This window comes from Bradyrhizobium sp. Leaf396 (assembly GCF_001424605.1).
GTDB lineage: Bacteria > Pseudomonadota > Alphaproteobacteria > Rhizobiales > Xanthobacteraceae > Bradyrhizobium > Bradyrhizobium japonicum_C.
This window is the reverse complement of record NZ_LMQJ01000023.1, coordinates 87,171-103,382: the sequence shown is the minus strand read 5'-3', so window position 1 is coordinate 103,382 and position 16,212 is coordinate 87,171. Positions and strand designations below refer to the sequence as shown.

Sequence of the window (16,212 nt, the reverse complement as noted above, 5' to 3'; positions counted from 1 at the left end):
TTCGCTTTGCGAATGCCCCGGAGTAACGGCAAGTCAATACAGCGGCGGAATCTGGCCGACCTTCACCGGGCCGAGCAGCACGGCGCCGTCGACGAATTTCAGCGGGAAACTTCGCGCCTTCTTGCCTTCCAGCGTGCTCTCTGTGCCGATCGAATTGATGCCGGCCGCAACGCCCGCATTGGCGTTCTGCTTGATGACCTTGCCGAGGCCGGGAACGGCGCGGTCGAGCGCTCCAAAGAGATTGTTGAGGTCCTGCGACTTCACGCCCGGCGCGAGTCGATCCAGCGTCGCCTGCGGCACGCCCTCCTCCAGCATCTTCTCGATGCCGAGCGCCGGGATCACGCGCTCGAGGCCTGTGACGGTCATCTGCAATTCGCCGTCGAGCCGGCCATTGGGCGAGAGGCCGAGCTTGCCGGCCGCGACCGCGATCATCTCGCCCTGCTGGATGCGCGACTGCACGATCTCGATATGGCCGCCGGCGGCCTGGATCTCGCGAAAGCGCTGCGGCCAGGGCTTTGGCGTGAGGTCGGAGAGGCCGGTGATCTTGGCGCGGGTGTCGGCTTCGAACGGCTCGGCTAACAGCGGGTGCACGCCCTGAATGCTGCCCTGCGCGACGTGAAGCACGGTCTCGATCACGGGATGATCGGGCTTTGATCCCTCCGCGAGACGTCCGTGCAGCTCGACCTGCCTGGCGCGCGCAAGCGGCACCTGGACGCTGCCGTCGAGCCGATTGAGGCTGGGGTCGTCGAACACGATGGAGGCACGGTCCGGCACGGCCGGCAGGCCAGCCACGCTGGCGCGCCCCTTGCTCCAGTTCACCGCGAAGGTGTTCTGCGTGATGCCGTCGGTCAGCGTGGCCGGCGCGGAGAATTCCGCGATGACGCGCTTGGGGTCGTAGACCTGGGCCACGACCAGGATGTTGTCGAGCTTCGCCGTGAACGGTGTCTTGCTCGCGTTCTGCGACACCAGGGCGACGCTGGCGCCGGAGCATTGCACCTCGAAGCGGAACGGGAAGCCCGCGATCGAGCGCTTGGCGCAATCATAGATGCGGCCGGACTTGGCCTCCTGCGCGCGCCAGGCGTCGGCGGCGATTTCGGCCTGCGACGCCGCATAGAACCAGAAGCCGCTCCACGCAACGGCGAGGATCAGGACAAAGACGGGGGCGATGAAAAGGCCCCAACGGGAGCGGCGGCCTGTGGCAACGGTCATATTGGACATGCGGCGACCCTTTGACGCCAGATTCAGGCAAATGTAAGCGGGGCCGGCCTACGACGAAAGGCCGAGAAATCGCTTCGCTTCGGGGCATGGTTCTGGTAGCCGTGCCCGAAATGTCGGAAATCACCGTCCCCTCCGTCACCACCGCCAAGGGCGACCTCTGGGTGTTCGGCTACGGTTCGCTGATGTGGCGGCCGGGCTTCGAGTTCGAGGAACGCGTCCCGGCACGGCTGGTCGGCGAGCATCGCGCGCTCTGCGTCTATTCCTTCGTGCATCGCGGTACGCCAGAAAAGCCGGGTCTGGTCCTTGGACTCGACCGCGGCGGCGCCTGCCGCGGCATCGCCTTTCGTGTCGCCGAGAAGAACCGCGCCGACGTTGTCGCCTATTTGCGCGCACGCGAGCAGGTCACGTCGGTCTATCGAGAGGTGATGCGTTCGGTGTGGCTGGAGAACGATGCGCGCCAGCGTGTCTCGGCGCTCGCCTACGTCGTCGACCGCGGCCATGTGCAATATGCCGGCCGGCTGTCGCTGGCCGAGCAGCACCGTCATGTGCTCCAGGGCCATGGGCAGTCCGGCGCCAACCGCGATTACCTCACGGCAACGGTAAAGGCGATCGAGGCGGAAGGCTTTCGCGACGCCCAGCTGCACCAGCTTGCATTGATGCTGCATGGTGATGCGCTGCACGTGCCGGCCCCGACCGGAGATCGCGAAAGCCGCTAGCCACCGGTCGGCGCGTAGCTTGGCGCGGAGCCAATCAATTGCTCCTGCTCCTTGCGGCCGGCTTCGACGAGACGGCCGGTCGCGTCCTCGATCGCCGTCTGCACGCGCGAAAGAAACTCGTCCTTCGGCAGCCCCGCCGGCAGCGGGTCGAGAAACTCCACCACCAGGGTTCCAGGATAGCGCATGAAGGTGCGGCGCGGCCAGAACAGACCGGAGTTCAGCGCGATCGGAAGGCACGGCACGCCGCAGGACGAATAGATCTGCGCAAAGCCGGTCTTGTAGTCGGGCGCCGCCCCGGGAGCACGGCGCGTGCCTTCCGGAAAGATCACGAGCTGCTTTCCGCTGCGCACCGCCTCGCGCGCCCGCCGCGTCATGTCGAGCAGCGCCTTCACGCCGGCATTGCGGTCGATCGCGATCATCCCGGTCTTGACCAGGAATTGACCGAACACCGGGATCTGCATGAGCTGGCGTTTGAGGATGAAGATGGGCCGGTGGAAGAAACCCGGCAGCACGAAGGTCTCCCAGAACGACTGATGCTTGGCCACGATCAGCAGCGGTCCCTTCGGAATCTTCTCGACACCCCGGAATTCCACCTTGATGTTGCAGACCACGCGCATCAGGAACAGCGTCGTCTTGGCCCACCATTCCGCCACCGTGAGCATGGCTCGCGGCGGCAATGCGAAGGTCGGCAGCGCCACGATCGCAAGACACACCAGCACGGCGTAGAACAGCACGTTGAATACGAGCGAGCGGAGAAATATCAGAAACATCGATGGTCCGATCAATTGGCCTGTGCGGTGGCGGGCCGCTTCGGCTGCTGACCTGCAGGCTGCTCCGATATCTCGGGCCAAAGGTCAATCCCGAGATCCTCCAGCCGCACCCTGAGCTCGGCCGCGATGTATTTGACATATTCCGACAGAAGCAGCCGGAGCGTCGAGCCCGACGTCCACCACGGCTCCTCGCGCCATTTTTCGCCGACCACGGCGAACGGGATCAGCGTCGTCTGTGGCATCGCATGTGAAAATTCCACCAGCGCGCGCGGCATATGATAGTTGGAGGTGACCACGATCAGCGATCTGAACCGGCGCCCCTCGGCCCAGCGGCGCGCCTCCGCTGCGTTGCCGCGGGTCGTGAGCGCGGTACGGTCGAGATCGACGCAACAGGTCATGAATGACTGGTTCTCCGGCAGGGTCCGGGAGATGTCGCTCGCCGTCGAAGTCGGATGCACGCCGGAGATCAGGAGCCGCCTGCCGTAGCCGGCAGCGAGCAGCTCCATCGCGTCCGATACCCGCGAGGAGCCGCCGGTCAACACCACGATCCCGTCCGCCTTGCGGTCGGGCACCGTCTCCACGCCGCGCAATTGCGACAGGAATGCAAGGAAGCCTGCGGCCGCGGCGACGAAGGCAAGCGCGATCGTCGACACGATGGCCGCGCGCAGCCAGCCGCGCGGCAGTTTCGGCGATCGATCGTCGGTCGGCGAGGTCATGCGATGTCGGTGATCCCTTCCCTGAGATGATTTTAAGACGTTTTTGGGCGAAGTGGAGTCCGGTTAGTGCGAAGAACAACTCGGTCTGAGACCGGTCGCCTTCTACAACAGCAAGCGGGAAAGAAAGAACTCAATCAACATCATTCAACGTCGCAAACAGAGTCTGGCGTGCGGCCGCCGCGGTGATGGCGCCGATCAGCACGGCCTGGACGGCGAGCACGATGTAGCCGGATGGCCGCAGCGAGAAGGTGCCGAGCAGCGCGGCGAACTGGTCGCCGACGGGGGTACCGGAGAACCAGCCCGCGACGGACTCGGAGAAGCCGAACACCAGCATGGCCGCGCCGCCGCCGATCAGACCGCCTTCGAGGCCCAGCCTGAGGAAATGACGCAGGAAGTGATTGGCAATGTAGCGATCGCCGGCGCCGACGAAATGCAGGACTTCGACGATCGGACGGTTCGCCGCCATGGCGCCGCGGGTTGCGAACGAGACCGATATGATGGTGGCGATGATGACAAGCGCGAGGATGCCGAGGCCGGCCAGCACGGTCGCGTTGGTCATCGAGCGCATGCGCTCGATCCAGGCCCGGTGATCGTCGACGCTGGCACCCGGCGCAACCTGTGTCACGAGCGCGCGCAAGGCGCCGAGATCGAGTGGCGTGCCCGGCTGCACGCGCGCGATGATCATGCGCGGCACCGGCAGATCGTCCATCGACAGGCCGGTGCCGAGCCAGGGCTCGAGCAGCCTGCCGCTCTCTTCCCTGGTGAACGGCTTGACCTCGACTATGCCGGCTTGCGTGCGCATTGCCTCGGTCACGGCTGCGGTGTCACGATCAAGGTCACGACCGGCCTGCGGACGAACCTGGATGGTGATCTCGCTCGCGACGTCGGACTGCCATTCGGCGGCCGAGGCACTCACCAGCAGCACCGTGCCCGTGGCCATCGAGGCGAGGAAGCTCATGATGGCGACGACGGCGACCAGCGCGCGGCCGTGGATCGAGGCGCGCGGGACGATCGGCGACATGTTGCGCGCCTTGGCCGGAAGCTGCGGACGCTCCTGCCCGAGGTCGACCAGGACGCCGCGCTCGTCGGTCCTACTCATAGACGTGCAGCCGTCCCTGGTGCAGCACCAACCGTCGTGCTTCGTATTGATCCATCAGGCCGATGTCGTGGGTAGCGATGATGACGGCGGTGCCTGACTTGTTGAGCTCGATGAACAGCCGCAGCAGGCGGCGTCCGAGCGTCGGGTCGACGCTGCCGGTCGGCTCGTCCGCAAGCAGCAGCTGCGGCCGCGAGATCACGGCGCGGGCGATCGCCGCGCGCTGCTTCTCGCCGCCCGACAGGATCGGCGGCAGCGCGTCCATGCGATCGCCGAGGCCGACCCAGCGCAACAGGTCGATCACCTCCTTGCGGTAACTCGACTCGCTGCGGCCCATGACGCGGAACGGCAGCGCGACGTTCTCATAGGTCGTCATGTGATCGAGCAGGCGGAAATCCTGGAGCACGATGCCGATGCGCTTGCGCAAATCCGCGATCTCGTCCTTGCCCAGTTGCGAGATATCGTGGCCGAAAAGGTTGACGAGGCCCCGCGTCGGCCGATGCGACAGAAACAACAGGCGCAGCAGGGAGGTCTTGCCGGCGCCGGACGGTCCGGTGAGAAACTGGAAGGAATGCGCCGGAATCTGGAAGCTGAGATCGCGCAGGATCTCCGGCCCCAGGCCATAACGCAATCCGACATTTTCGAACCGAACCAAGCTCAGCTCCGTTCGAGAGGGGCGGCAGGCTGCACGCCATCGCCCCGCAATATGCGATTAACGGCTTTTGCGACCGTTATGGTTTCCGGTTCGTTAACGCTCCCCCGGTAGCATACAGGCAGCCCGGTTGTCCGGGCCTGCGGCTTCTTCAAGACCAGTTCATGCATCAAGGCTCGTCCATGCATATCGTCTGCCCCCATTGTATGACATCCTACGCGATCAAGCTTGCGAGCCTGGGGGCGAACGGACGGGCCGTCCGCTGTTCCCGCTGCAAAGAGACCTGGATCGCTCATCCCGAGGACGCGGTCGAGGAGGCCTCCGTTCCGGCCATGGCCGCGGCCGGCCGAGCCGACGAGCAGTCCGATCTCGCCGAGCAATGGAACTCCTATGCCAGGGACGACGGCGTCGCTGATGCGCCGGTCGTTGACAGTCCCTCGATTGCCAGCGACTGGCCGGACGAAGCGGCCAGGGAAGCCGAGGACGAATGGTCAGCGGCGGCTCGGCAGGCCGAGGCGGAGGTCGTCGGCGCGCAGCATCAATCCTGGTTCTCCGGCCTGTTCCGCCGCCGCGGCGCACGGGTAAGTCGCCCGGTTGCTACCGCGGCTCCGCCCAGGTCCTATTTTGGCCTGCCGACCGCCTGCGCCGCGATGGGCGCACTGGTGCTGGCGCTGGTGATCTGGCGCGGCGACGTGGTGCGGCTGCTGCCGCAGACGGCGGCGTTCTACAAGATGGTCGGCCTCGAGGTGAACCTGCGGAGCCTCGCCTTCAAGGACGTCAAGCTCTCCAGCGAGACCGTAGACGGTAAGCAGGTGCTGGTCATCGAGGGCGTGATCGTCGGCCAGGGTAAGAAGCCGCTCGATATCCCACGCTTGCGCTTTGCCGTGCGCGACGCGCAAGGCGCGGAGATCTACGCCTGGAATACGGTACTGGAACAGACCGTGCTGCGGCCCGGCGAGCGCGCCTTCTTCCGCTCGCGCCTCGCCTCGCCCCCGCCGGAGGGCCGCAACATCGACGTTCGCTTCTTCAACCGGCGCGACATTGCCGGCGGCAGCGTATAATCGACCCCGCAGGGCCCAAAGGTTGGTCTCATGCCGAAAATCTTGATCGCCGACGACGAGGACTCGATGCGCACGCTTGTGGCGCGCGCCATCGCGATGGACGGCCACGAGACCGTCACCGCCCAGGACGGCGCCGAGGCGCTGGAGATCCTGACCCGCGAACACGGCGCTTTCGACCTGCTGCTCACCGACATCCAGATGCCGGTCATGGACGGCATCGCGCTGGCGCTCTCCGCCGCGCGCGATTTCCCCGATCTGACGATTTTGCTGATGACCGGCTTTGCCGACCAGCGCGAGCGCGCCTCGAACCTGAATGCGCTGGTCCATGATGTCGTGACCAAGCCGTTCTCGGTCGCGGATATTCGCACGGCGGTTGCCGATGCGCTGGCAGTGAAGAAGAGATAGCGGCGCTGCTTCTCCAGATTGCCGCTCAAAACTCCTTCAGCAGCCGCTCGATGTAATCGAGCTCGATCTGCGGGCGCGAGGGATCGCCGAGACGGCGGCGGAGCTCTTCGAGAATGCGGCGAACACGCTGGGTGTCGATCTCGCCGGGAATCTTGACCGTGTAATCGTCGCCATATTCGCGCCCGTGCAGCGGACGGCCGAGCGGATCGGTCTGGTTGCCGCCGCTCTGCTGGCGCCCGGCGCGCTGTCCGGGGCCATCGCCCTGGCCGTCGCCATCGCCCTGCTGCATGGCCTCGGCCATCTTCTGCGCACCCTTGCGCATCGCGTCGAGCGCCTTGCCCTGCGAATCCACGGCGCCGTCGGCGTTGCCCTCGCCGAGCTTTGATCCCGCATCGCCCATGGCACCGTCGGCGGCATCCAGACCGCCGTCGTCATCGCCCTGGTCGCCGTCCTGATCGCCGTTCTGACCCGGCTGGCCCTGGTCGCCTTGCTGGCCCTTCTGTCCCTGCTGCCCTTTCTGCCCCTTCTCTCCCTTCTGCCCAAGGCCGCGCTTGGCAAGCTCGTCCTGCAACTTCTTCAGCCGATCGCGCAGCCCCTGCTGGTCCTGCTGCAGCTCGGACATGGACTGATCGCCCTGTTGCTGCTTGCCGCGCGAGCGTTCGCGCCGGGAATCCTGGCCCTGCTTGAAAGTCTTGTCGCGCAATTGCTGCTGCTTGCGGATCATATCGCCGAGCTCGTTGAGCGCCTGCTCCATGTCGCTCTCGCCGGCTTGCCCCGGCTGCGCCATCTGGAGGCCCTCCAGCATCTGCTGGAGCTGGTCGAGCAGCTGCTTGGCGGCATCCTTGTCGCCGGACCGCGACAGACGCTCCATCCGGTCGATCATGTTCTGCAGATCCTGCTGCCGCAGGACCTTGGTATTAGGGTCGAGCGGCCGCGCCAGCTGCTGCGGATCATTGTTGTTGCGGAGCTGCTCGGCAAGCTGGCGCATGAAATCGTTCAGCGCCTGACGCAGATCCTGCGTGAGCTTCTTGATCTCTTCATCGCTCGCGCCGCGCTCCAAGGCCTGCTTCAGCGCATCCTGAGCTGCGCGCAGGGCCTTCTCGACGTCGGAGATCTTGCCGTCCTCGATCGTCACCGCAAGCGCCCACAGGCTCGCCACGACCTCGCGCAGGGCATCGTCGGTGCGCGCGGCCTCGAGCTGCCGGGCCACGCTGTGCAGGCCGAGATATTGTCCGGGCTCCGGCGTAAACATTTCCGGCGCAATCATCAGGGCGTCGAGCGCCGCATACACGTCGGAGTTCTTGTTGGCGTCGAGCGCGAGAATGCGGCGCTGCTCGATCAGTGCACGTGCCACCGGCTTCGTGAAGAGCCGTTCGGGCAGGCGCATATTGAATGCCTCGCTTGTGGCCTCATTGCCGGCCTCGTCCTTGGCCGTGAGGGTCAGCGCGACCTCGGCGCCGGCATAGGGATCCTCGCTGAGATCCTTCACCGACTGTCCGACAGCGTTGCGGGTCCGCGCATTCGGCAGCGCGAGCGGGAATCGCGGTGGCTGGAACAGCGGACGCGCAGCCGTCCTGGTGTCGCCGTCGCCGGCAGCCTTCGGCGCATCCTTGGCGGGGTCCTTGGTGTCGTCCGGGGCATCGGTCGAACGCAGGGCAAATTTCGCCTCGGCGCCGGTGACGCCGTAATCGTCCTCGATCTTGTAGGAGAGCTGGAGTGCGCCGCGCGCCTGGCGCTCCGGGTCCTTGGCGAGCGCGATCGTCGGCGCACGGTCTGGCGTTGCCGCAAAGGCCCATTGCGGCTGTCCGGAGGGCGCGCGGACATGTGCAGTGCCGTCGCCGGAAATGGCAAAATGCCTTTCGTTGGTCCCCTGGGGGCTAGCCTCGGTGGGAGCCACCTCCTTGAGGCCGCCCGAGACGGCGACATCGAGGCTACCGCCGGACGAGCGCACGATCAGGGTCGAGCCGGCGGGAACGGCGAGAGGACCGCTGGCGGGCAGCGCCGCGGCCTCCTTGTTGGCGGCCGACAGGATAACCGGCGGCTTGCCGGTATAGAGCGGCGGCGTGACCCAGGCGTCGACGCGAACATTGGTCGGCGCCAGCACCCCATTCCAGTTGAAGGCGGCGCCAAGCCGCATCGCACGCTCGTCACCGGCGGCGAAGAAGGTCGCAACCAGCATCACCATGACCAGCGCCCGCAGCGCCCAGGGGTCGTGAAGCGCGAGCCGCGGGTGCGGCAGACCGGCGTGGATGCGCTTGAGGGAGGCCAGCGTACGCTCGCGCTGCGCCTGCCACAGCGCCTGCGCGACCGGATCCTGCGAGGTCAGCGTGTCCGTGAGCGTGGTGGCCGGGCGGTGACGGATGCCGGAGCCACGATCGAGCCGGGCGAGCGCTTCCTCGCGGCTCGGCCAGCGGAAGCGACTCAACGGGAACAGGGCGGCAAGTGCGACGGCGGCGAAGAGCCCCAGGCCAATGGCCCGGGCCAGGAACGGCACCGCCAGCCAGAGGCCGGCCCAGGACACCACCAGAAACAGGCCGACGACGGTCAGGAGGCGCGCCACATTGGGCCAGGCACGCTCCCACGCGATGGCATAAGTAGCCCGGTCGAGGGCCTGCGCCAGCTTCAGCCGCGACAGCGCATCACTGTTGCGGATCGGGTCTGACGGGTCGGGGGTGACGCCGTTCAATCAACTCTCCAGGTTGCCCGGTACAGCAAAGCGTATCACAACGGCAGCACTGAGGCATCCGTTCCTGTACGGGAGAGCCCCCTTTTCCCGCATAACACGAGGACGTGACTGGCTCGGAACAACCCCGTAATTTCCGCGCGCCATCCACCAGAGAAACGAAGGAAACGTCATGGACAAGAAGATGCACGACAAGGGCCTGGAAGTCCGCAAAGCGGTGCTGGGCGAGGCCTATGTCAACAACGCCCTGAAAAACGTCGACGATTTCAATCGCCCGTTCCAGGAGATGCTCAACGAATATTGCTGGGGCACGGTATGGGGCCGCGAGGAGCTGCCGCGCAAGACCCGCAGCATGCTTAACATCGCGATGATCGCGATCCTCAACCGCCAGCACGAGTTTCGGGCGCATTTGAAGGGCGCCCTGACCAATGGCGTGACGCGCGACGAGATTCGCGAGATCCTGATGCAGGTCGCGATCTACGGCGGCATGCCGGCCGCAGTCGACAGCTTTCGGATCGCGCGCGAGGTGTTCGCGGAGATCGACGGCAAGGCGTAAGACAGGATAGCCGCTCTGAAATCGTATTGCTCCGTGATCGGGAGCGAAGCAACGAAGCAATGACGACGGGAGGAAGGATCACCATGGACATCGGATTCATCGGGCTTGGAAACATGGGCTTCCCGATGGCGCGGCGGCTGATCGAGGCGGGACACAGGCTCGTCGTTTTCGATACGCGTAAGGAGATCATGGACAAGCTCGTGGTGCGCGGCGCCACGCCGGCGACTTCGCCAAAGGACGTCGCCGATCAGGTCGAGACGGTCATGGCGAGCCTGCCCTCGCTGCAGGCTTCGCTCGAGGTCGCGACGGGCGCAAACGGCGTGATCGAGGGCAGACGCGCCAAGCGCTTCGTCGATCTGTCGACCGTCGGCTCGGCGATGGCTGCGAAGATTCACGGCCTGCTCGCCAAGCGCAACATCGTGCAGATCGACTGTCCCGTCTCCGGCGGCGTCGGCGGCGCCGAGAAGGGCACGCTTGCGGTGATGGTGTCGGGGCCTAGGGCCGAGTTCGAGCTGTTGAAGCCTGCGCTCGACGTCATCGGAAAGGTCTTCTTCATCGGCGAGAAGCCCGGCGCGGCGCAGACCATGAAGCTCGCCAACAATTTCCTGTCAGCGACCGCGATCGTGGCGACCTCGGAAGCGGTGGTGATGGGCGTGAAGGCCGGCCTCGATCCCGCAGTGATGATCGACGTCATCAATGCGGGCTCGGGCATGAATACCGCGAGCCGCGATAAATTCCCGCGCGCGGTGCTGCCGCGCACGTTCGATTTCGGCTTCGCCACCGGATTGATGGTGAAGGACGTGCGCCTGGCGCTGGAGGAGATGAAGCAGCTCGGCCTGTCGATGGAGGTTGCGGACGCAGTCGGGCGGCTATGGGAGACGGTGATCAGCACGGAAGGCGCCGAGTCCGATTTCACCGCGGCGATCAAGCCGATCGAGAAGAAGGCGGGGGTGGTGGTGGGTGGAGCGAAGGGTGGATTGGCAGGAAAATAGCCGCCCCAATCTCCGCTGTCGTCCCCGGGGCGCGCGAAGCGCGAGCCCGGGACCCATAATCACGGGGCAGGATTTGGCGAAGACTCGTAGTGACCGATTTCGCGGAGCAACTTATCCCTGTTGTTATGGGTCCCCGCCTTCGCGGGGACGACACCGAGGTCGTTGCAGCGGGTCGTCAGCTCACAGCCACGGCGCAGGCTTGTCCATCGCGATCAGCTGCTCGACCTCGACGCGCGGGCGCACCACGGCATATTGGTCGCCCTTCACCAGCACCTCGGGCACCAGCGGCCTGGTGTTGTATGTACCGGCCTGCACCGCACCGTAGGCGCCTGCGGTCATGATGGCGAGGAGATCGCCCGCCTTCGGCGTCGGCAGCGTGCGATCGAGGGCGAGATAGTCGCCGGTTTCGCAGACGGGACCGACGACGTCCGCCTTGATGGTGGCGGCACCCTTCGCGGGCTGCTTCACCGGCAGGATGTCGTGATAGGCCTCATACAGCGTCGGGCGGATCAAATCGTTCATGGCTGCGTCGATGATGACGAAATTCTTGCCGTCGCCGTGCTTCACATAAATGACCTTCGTGACCAGGATGCCGGCGTTGCCGACGATCATGCGGCCCGGCTCGAACATCAGCGTGCAACCGAGATTGTGGCTGACGCGCTTGACCATGGCGGCATAGGCATCGGGCGCCGGCGGCACCTCGCCGTCCATGTCATAGGGAATGCCGAGGCCGCCGCCGAAATCGACGTGGCTGATGTTGTGGCCATCGGCGCGCAGCGTCTGCACGAATTCGGAGAGGATGCGGAACGCGGTCTCCATGCCGGAAAGGTCGGTGATCTGGCTGCCGATATGCACGTCGGCCCCGGTCACCTCGATGCCCGGGAGCTTCGCGGCGCGCGCGTAGACCTCGCGGGCATGCACGATCGGGATGCCGAACTTGTTCTCGGACTTGCCGGTGGAGATTTTTGCATGCGTGCCGGCATCGACGTCGGGGTTGACGCGCAGCGAGATCCGGGCGGTCTTGCCCGTCTCTGTCGCCAGGCGCGACAACAATTCGAGCTCGGGCTCCGATTCGACGTTGAGACAAAGGATGTCGGCAGCGAGCGCTGCGCGCAGCTCCTCTTCCGTCTTGCCGACGCCGGAGAAGACGATCTTGCTGGCGGGAATGCCGGCGGCCAGTGCGCGCTTCAGCTCGCCGCCGGAGACGACGTCAGCACCGGCGCCGAGCTTGGCCAGCGTGCGCAGCACCGACTGGTTCGAGTTCGCCTTCATGGCGTAGCAGACCAGCACCTTCTCGCCGGCGAAGGCGTCCGCGAAGACGCGGTAGTGCCGCTCGAGCGTTGCAGTCGAATAGCAATAGAACGGCGTGCCGACGGTCGCGGCCAGCTCGGACAGATTCACCGCCTCGGCGTGCAGCACGCCGTTGCGATAATCGAAATGGTTCATGGCGTGGGCTCGGTTGTGCCGGCTTATCTCTTGCCGGGAGGTTCGTCCAGGAGCGGGTCGAGAATGAACGGTTTCTTCCTGCCCCTGCCTGCCGCGGGTGCGGCATCCGCACCGTAGGTTGGGTTGAACACGCTCGGCGTCCTCTGGGCTTCGGTCTCGGTATCGGTCGGTGCGGCACCGCCGGCGGTTGACGCGGTCGGCGGCAAGTCCAGCGGGCCCTTGCGGCCGCAGCCGGCGAGCGCGAGCGCCGTCAGGCTCAAGACAATGATGGCCCACCCCGAGCCGGCCGGGCGAAACTTTGACGTCACGACGAAATCCCCACTACGCGGGCCGCACCATACAGAGATTGGCGCGCTCTGGCGAGAGCCGGATGACTATGAAACATCAGCGAAATTTTACCCTCAGCCCCGTTTTCGCTCTTTTTCCAGCCGCTTCGCCCAGGCCTTGGCCTGAGCCGCCACGTTCTTCGGCGCAGTGCCGCCAAAGCTGGTGCGGCTCTTCACCGAGGATTCGACCGAGAGCACACCGAGGACATCCTTGGTGATTCTTGGCTCGATCGCCTGCATCTCCTTGAGCGGCAGTTCGTGCAGGGCGACGCCGCCCTCGGCGGCCTTGGCGACGATGCGGCCGGTGACGTGATGGGCCTCGCGGAACGGCATCTTCAAGGTCCGCACCAGCCAGTCGGCGAGGTCGGTCGCGGTGGCGTAGCCCTCGCCTGCGGCCGCCTTCATCTTGGCTTCGTCGGGCACGAGGTCGTGGACCATGCCGGTCATGGCGCGGATCGCCAGCGACAGCGCGGCGAACCCTTCCATGGCGCCCTGCTTGTCCTCCTGCATGTCCTTTTGATAGGCGAGCGGCAGGCCCTTCATGACGATCAGGAGGCCATTGAGCGCGCCGATGACGCGGCCGGTCTTGGCGCGCACCAGCTCGGCAGCATCCGGGTTGCGCTTCTGCGGCATGATCGAGGAGCCGGTCGTGAACTTGTCGCTGAGTCGGATCAGGCCGACCAAAGGCGAGGTCCAGATCACGATCTCCTCGGCAAAGCGCGACATGTGCACGGCGCAAATCGCGGCCGCCGACAACGTCTCCAGCACGAAGTCGCGGTCGGAGACCGCGTCGAGCGAGTTCGCCATCGGCCGGTCGAACAGAAGCGCCTTCGCGGTGGCGTGGCGATCGATCGGGAACGAGGTGCCGGCCAGCGCGGCCGCGCCGAGCGGGGATTCATTGAGCCGCTTGCGCGCATCCTGGAACCGGCCGCGGTCGCGCGCGGCCATCTCGACATAGGCGAGCAAATGGTGGCCGAAGGTCACGGGCTGCGCGGTCTGCAGATGCGTGAAACCGGGCATGACGGTCGCGGCATGCTCCAGCGCGCGCTCGACCAGCGCCTGCTGGAACGCGGCCAGCGCCGCATCGGTCTCGTCGATGACGTCGCGGACGAACAGGCGGAAATCAGTCGCGACCTGGTCGTTGCGCGAGCGCGCGGTGTGCAGCCTCCCGGCCGCCGGACCGATCAGCTCCGACAGGCGGCTCTCGACGTTCATGTGAATGTCCTCGAGCGCGCGCTTGAACTCGAAGCCGCCCTTGCCGATCTCTGACAAGATCGTGTCTAGACCCTTGCCGATATTTTTCGCATCAGAGGCCGTGATGATGCCCTGGTCGGCCAGCATCGCGGCGTGGGCCTTGGACGCGGCAATGTCCTGGGCGAACAGGTGACGATCGACGTCGATGGAGACGTTGATCTCTTCCATGATCTCGTCGGGACGTTCCGAGAATCGGCCGCCCCACATCTTGTTGCTCATGATCCCGTGCTCACGCCTCGAATTACCGCGCATTTGCTGGCCGCAACCAGCCGTATTAAGAGGCCCCTGATAGCCATATCTGCGACCGGATGACAAACGATATGCTCGACAAGACGCCCTCGGCCACGCGCCGGATCCCCCTCATCGTCGCCGCCGTGACGGTCGTGGGCCTGGCCGGCTTCGCCGCACTGTACGGGTTCGGCCTGAGCCGGGCGCCTTCCGGCGACCCGACCTGCAAGCCGGCGGTGGCGACGGCGCAAAAGATCGCCCCCCTCGCCCACGGCGAGTTGGCGGCGCTGACCATGGCGAGCGCCCCGTTGAAGCTGCCCGACCTCGCCTTCGAGGACGCCGACGGCAAGCCGAAAAAACTGTCCGACTTTCGCGGCAAGACGCTGCTGGTGAACCTCTGGGCCACGTGGTGCGTGCCCTGTCGCAAGGAGATGCCGGCGCTGGACGAGCTCCAGGGCAAGCTGTCGGGCCCGAATTTCGAGGTGGTGGCGATCAACATCGACACCCGCGACCCGGATAAGCCCAAGACGTTCCTGAAAGAGGCCAATCTTGTCAGGCTCGCCTATTTCAGCGACCAAAAAGCCAAGGTTTTCCAGGATCTTAAGGCTGTGGGCCGGGCGCTGGGCATGCCGACCTCGGTGCTGGTCGATCCCCAAGGCTGCGAGATCGCGACGATCGCGGGGCCGGCGGAATGGGCGAGCGAAGACGCGCTCAAGCTGATCCGGGCCGCTACCGGCAAGGCCGCCGCGTCGCTCTAGAATAGCTCAGGCGGTGACGTTGAGATTGCCGCCCACGCCAGGACCGACATTGGCAAGCGAGGGCTGCCCGGCACCCATCAGGGTCAGGACGGTGGATTTCTCCATGTCCATGTTCTGCTTGGTCAGCGTCGCCGCGATGTTCGACTGCAGCGCACCTTGCTGAGCGGCCAGCATGGTGCTGACCATTGCCATCATGTCCATTACGCGAACCCTCTTACCGGCCGTAACCTAGGCGCGAGAGGTTAACGCGACATGAATTGTCACGAAACGGATCAACGAGTCGGAACCGGCTTGGCGCCGCGGTAATCGTAGAAGCCGCGCTGGGTCTTGCGGCCGAGCCAGCCGGCCTCGACGTACTTCACCAGCAACGGGCACGGGCGGTACTTGGAGTCGGCCAGCCCCTCATGCAGCACCTGCATGATGGAGAGGCAGGTATCGAGACCGATGAAGTCGGCAAGCTCCAGCGGGCCCATGGGATGGTGCGCCCCGAGCTTCATGGCGGCGTCGATCGCCTCGACATTGCCGACGCCTTCGTACAGCGTGTAGATCGCCTCGTTGATCATCGGCAGCAGGATGCGGTTGACGATGAAGGCGGGGAAATCCTCGGAGACCGCGACCTGCTTGCCGAGCTTGCCGACGAATTCCTTGGCGGTCTCGAAGGTGGAGTCGTCAGTAGCGATGCCGCGGATCAGCTCGACCAACTCCATCAACGGCACCGGATTCATGAAGTGAATGCCGATGAAGCGCTCGGGCCGGTCGGTGGCGGCGGCCAGCCGCGTGATCGAGATCGACGACGTGTCGGAGGCGATGATCGCCTCCGGTTTCAACACGGCGCAGAGCTCGTGGAAGATCTTGCGCTTGACCTCTTCCTTCTCGACCGCGGTTTCGATGACGAGGTCGCAATCGGCGAGGTCGTCGAGCTTCTCCGCGGGCGAGATGCGCGCCAGCGCCTTGGTCTTGGCCTCCTCGGTGACGACCTTCTTGGAGACCTGGCGCGCCAGATTGCCGTTGATGGTGGCCATGCCGGACTTGAGGCGGTCGGCCGAAACGTCGTTGAGCATCACGTCGAAGCCGGCGAGCGCCGCGACATGCGCGATGCCATTGCCCATCTGACCCGCGCCGATCACGCCGACCTTCTTGATCTCTGCCGCCATAATGTCATCCACCGGAACGGCGCGCATGTCGCGCCTGCCTATCCCCCGAGCCGGGAGGATCGATTTAATCAGAACCTTGGCTCGAAACCTAGATTGGATCGCTTCGAAGGCGCGCCCAACGCCAAAGAAAGCGCCTCAGAAATGCAACACCGGCCGGAGCTTATACCTCCGGCCGGTGTTT

The 16,212-nt window shown here is 65.5% G+C and carries 17 protein-coding genes; 6 read left to right on the top strand and 11 right to left on the bottom strand.

Annotated features, from left to right (window positions below; translation table 11 throughout):
- Positions 1-33: 33 nt before the first annotated feature.
- Positions 34-1,218 (bottom strand): DUF2125 domain-containing protein, encoded by a 1,185-nt coding sequence (locus ASG57_RS20675; protein WP_024337292.1) that lies wholly within the window; start codon positions 1,216-1,218, stop codon positions 34-36.
- Between the two features lie 110 nt (positions 1,219-1,328).
- On the opposite strand from ASG57_RS20675, the gene ASG57_RS20670 reads away from it, so the two are divergent.
- Positions 1,329-1,934 carry a gamma-glutamylcyclotransferase gene (locus ASG57_RS20670; RefSeq protein ID WP_057197475.1) on the top strand — a complete coding sequence of 202 codons (606 nt, stop codon included), beginning with the start codon at positions 1,329-1,331 and terminating at the stop codon, positions 1,932-1,934.
- Here the strand turns inward: ASG57_RS20670 and ASG57_RS20665 are convergent.
- The 4 genes from ASG57_RS20665 to ftsE all read right to left on the bottom strand — a co-directional run bounded on the left by ASG57_RS20665 (position 1,931) and on the right by ftsE (position 5,171).
- A complete protein-coding gene (locus ASG57_RS20665; protein ID WP_024337290.1) occupies positions 1,931-2,704 on the bottom strand; it encodes a lysophospholipid acyltransferase family protein in 774 nt (257 codons plus the stop codon). The genes ASG57_RS20670 and ASG57_RS20665 overlap by 4 nt on opposite strands.
- An 11-nt stretch (positions 2,705-2,715) precedes the next feature.
- Positions 2,716-3,420: a YdcF family protein gene (locus ASG57_RS20660; RefSeq protein WP_057197252.1), complete on the bottom strand. Its 705-nt coding sequence runs from the start codon at positions 3,418-3,420 to the stop codon at positions 2,716-2,718.
- A 130-nt stretch (positions 3,421-3,550) separates the two neighbouring features.
- Complete coding sequence (locus ASG57_RS20655) at positions 3,551-4,519, bottom strand: cell division protein FtsX (protein WP_024337288.1); 969 nt, start codon at positions 4,517-4,519, stop codon at positions 3,551-3,553.
- Positions 4,512-5,171, bottom strand: a complete 660-nt coding sequence (gene ftsE, locus ASG57_RS20650; RefSeq protein ID WP_018646542.1) for a cell division ATP-binding protein FtsE — start codon at positions 5,169-5,171, stop codon at positions 4,512-4,514. Before ftsE ends, ASG57_RS20655 begins: the two co-directional genes overlap by 8 nt.
- A gap of 179 nt (positions 5,172-5,350) precedes the next feature.
- On the opposite strand from ftsE, the gene ASG57_RS20645 reads away from it, so the two are divergent.
- Together ASG57_RS20645 and ASG57_RS20640 are read left to right on the top strand one after the other, a co-directional pair.
- On the top strand, positions 5,351-6,229 hold the full coding sequence (locus ASG57_RS20645; protein WP_057197473.1) for an MJ0042-type zinc finger domain-containing protein: 879 nt from the start codon (positions 5,351-5,353) through the stop codon (positions 6,227-6,229).
- 30 nt (positions 6,230-6,259) lie between these two features.
- Positions 6,260-6,634: a response regulator gene (locus ASG57_RS20640; RefSeq protein WP_024337286.1), complete on the top strand. Its 375-nt coding sequence runs from the start codon at positions 6,260-6,262 to the stop codon at positions 6,632-6,634.
- Positions 6,635-6,659: 25 nt separating this feature from the next.
- Here the strand turns inward: ASG57_RS20640 and ASG57_RS20635 are convergent, their stop codons facing one another.
- Positions 6,660-9,320, bottom strand: a complete 2,661-nt coding sequence (locus ASG57_RS20635) for a TIGR02302 family protein (protein ID WP_024337285.1) — start codon at positions 9,318-9,320, stop codon at positions 6,660-6,662.
- A 169-nt stretch (positions 9,321-9,489) separates the two neighbouring features.
- On the opposite strand from ASG57_RS20635, the gene ASG57_RS20630 reads away from it, so the two are divergent.
- Both ASG57_RS20630 and ASG57_RS20625 read left to right on the top strand, forming a co-directional pair.
- Positions 9,490-9,873, top strand: a complete 384-nt coding sequence (locus ASG57_RS20630) for a carboxymuconolactone decarboxylase family protein (protein ID WP_008567285.1) — start codon at positions 9,490-9,492, stop codon at positions 9,871-9,873.
- Positions 9,874-9,956: 83 nt separating this feature from the next.
- Positions 9,957-10,865 (top strand): NAD(P)-dependent oxidoreductase, encoded by a 909-nt coding sequence (locus tag ASG57_RS20625; RefSeq protein WP_024337284.1) that lies wholly within the window; start codon positions 9,957-9,959, stop codon positions 10,863-10,865.
- A 180-nt stretch (positions 10,866-11,045) separates the two neighbouring features.
- Here the strand turns inward: ASG57_RS20625 and lysA are convergent, their stop codons facing one another.
- From lysA to argH, 3 genes are all read right to left on the bottom strand, one after another.
- A complete protein-coding gene (gene lysA, locus ASG57_RS20620) occupies positions 11,046-12,311 on the bottom strand; it encodes a diaminopimelate decarboxylase (RefSeq protein WP_057197250.1) in 1,266 nt (421 codons plus the stop codon).
- Between the two features lie 23 nt (positions 12,312-12,334).
- Positions 12,335-12,619, bottom strand: coding sequence for an LPS translocon maturation chaperone LptM (lptM, locus tag ASG57_RS20615; protein ID WP_024337282.1), 285 nt, complete (start codon positions 12,617-12,619; stop codon positions 12,335-12,337).
- A gap of 93 nt (positions 12,620-12,712) precedes the next feature.
- On the bottom strand, positions 12,713-14,110 hold the full coding sequence (gene argH / locus ASG57_RS20610; protein WP_024337281.1) for an argininosuccinate lyase: 1,398 nt from the start codon (positions 14,108-14,110) through the stop codon (positions 12,713-12,715).
- A gap of 101 nt (positions 14,111-14,211) precedes the next feature.
- Between argH and tlpA the strand changes: the two genes are divergently transcribed.
- The gene (gene tlpA, locus ASG57_RS20605; protein WP_024337280.1) at positions 14,212-14,877 is read left to right on the top strand and encodes a thiol:disulfide interchange protein TlpA; all 666 of its coding nucleotides are present in this window, start codon (positions 14,212-14,214) and stop codon (positions 14,875-14,877) included.
- A 6-nt stretch (positions 14,878-14,883) separates the two neighbouring features.
- Here the strand turns inward: tlpA and ASG57_RS20600 are convergent, their stop codons facing one another.
- Together ASG57_RS20600 and ASG57_RS20595 are read right to left on the bottom strand one after the other, a co-directional pair.
- Positions 14,884-15,078: a putative motility protein gene (locus tag ASG57_RS20600; RefSeq protein ID WP_028182113.1), complete on the bottom strand. Its 195-nt coding sequence runs from the start codon at positions 15,076-15,078 to the stop codon at positions 14,884-14,886.
- Positions 15,079-15,149: 71 nt separating this feature from the next.
- Complete coding sequence (locus ASG57_RS20595) at positions 15,150-16,031, bottom strand: 3-hydroxybutyryl-CoA dehydrogenase (RefSeq protein ID WP_024337278.1); 882 nt, start codon at positions 16,029-16,031, stop codon at positions 15,150-15,152.
- Positions 16,032-16,212 lie beyond the last annotated feature (181 nt).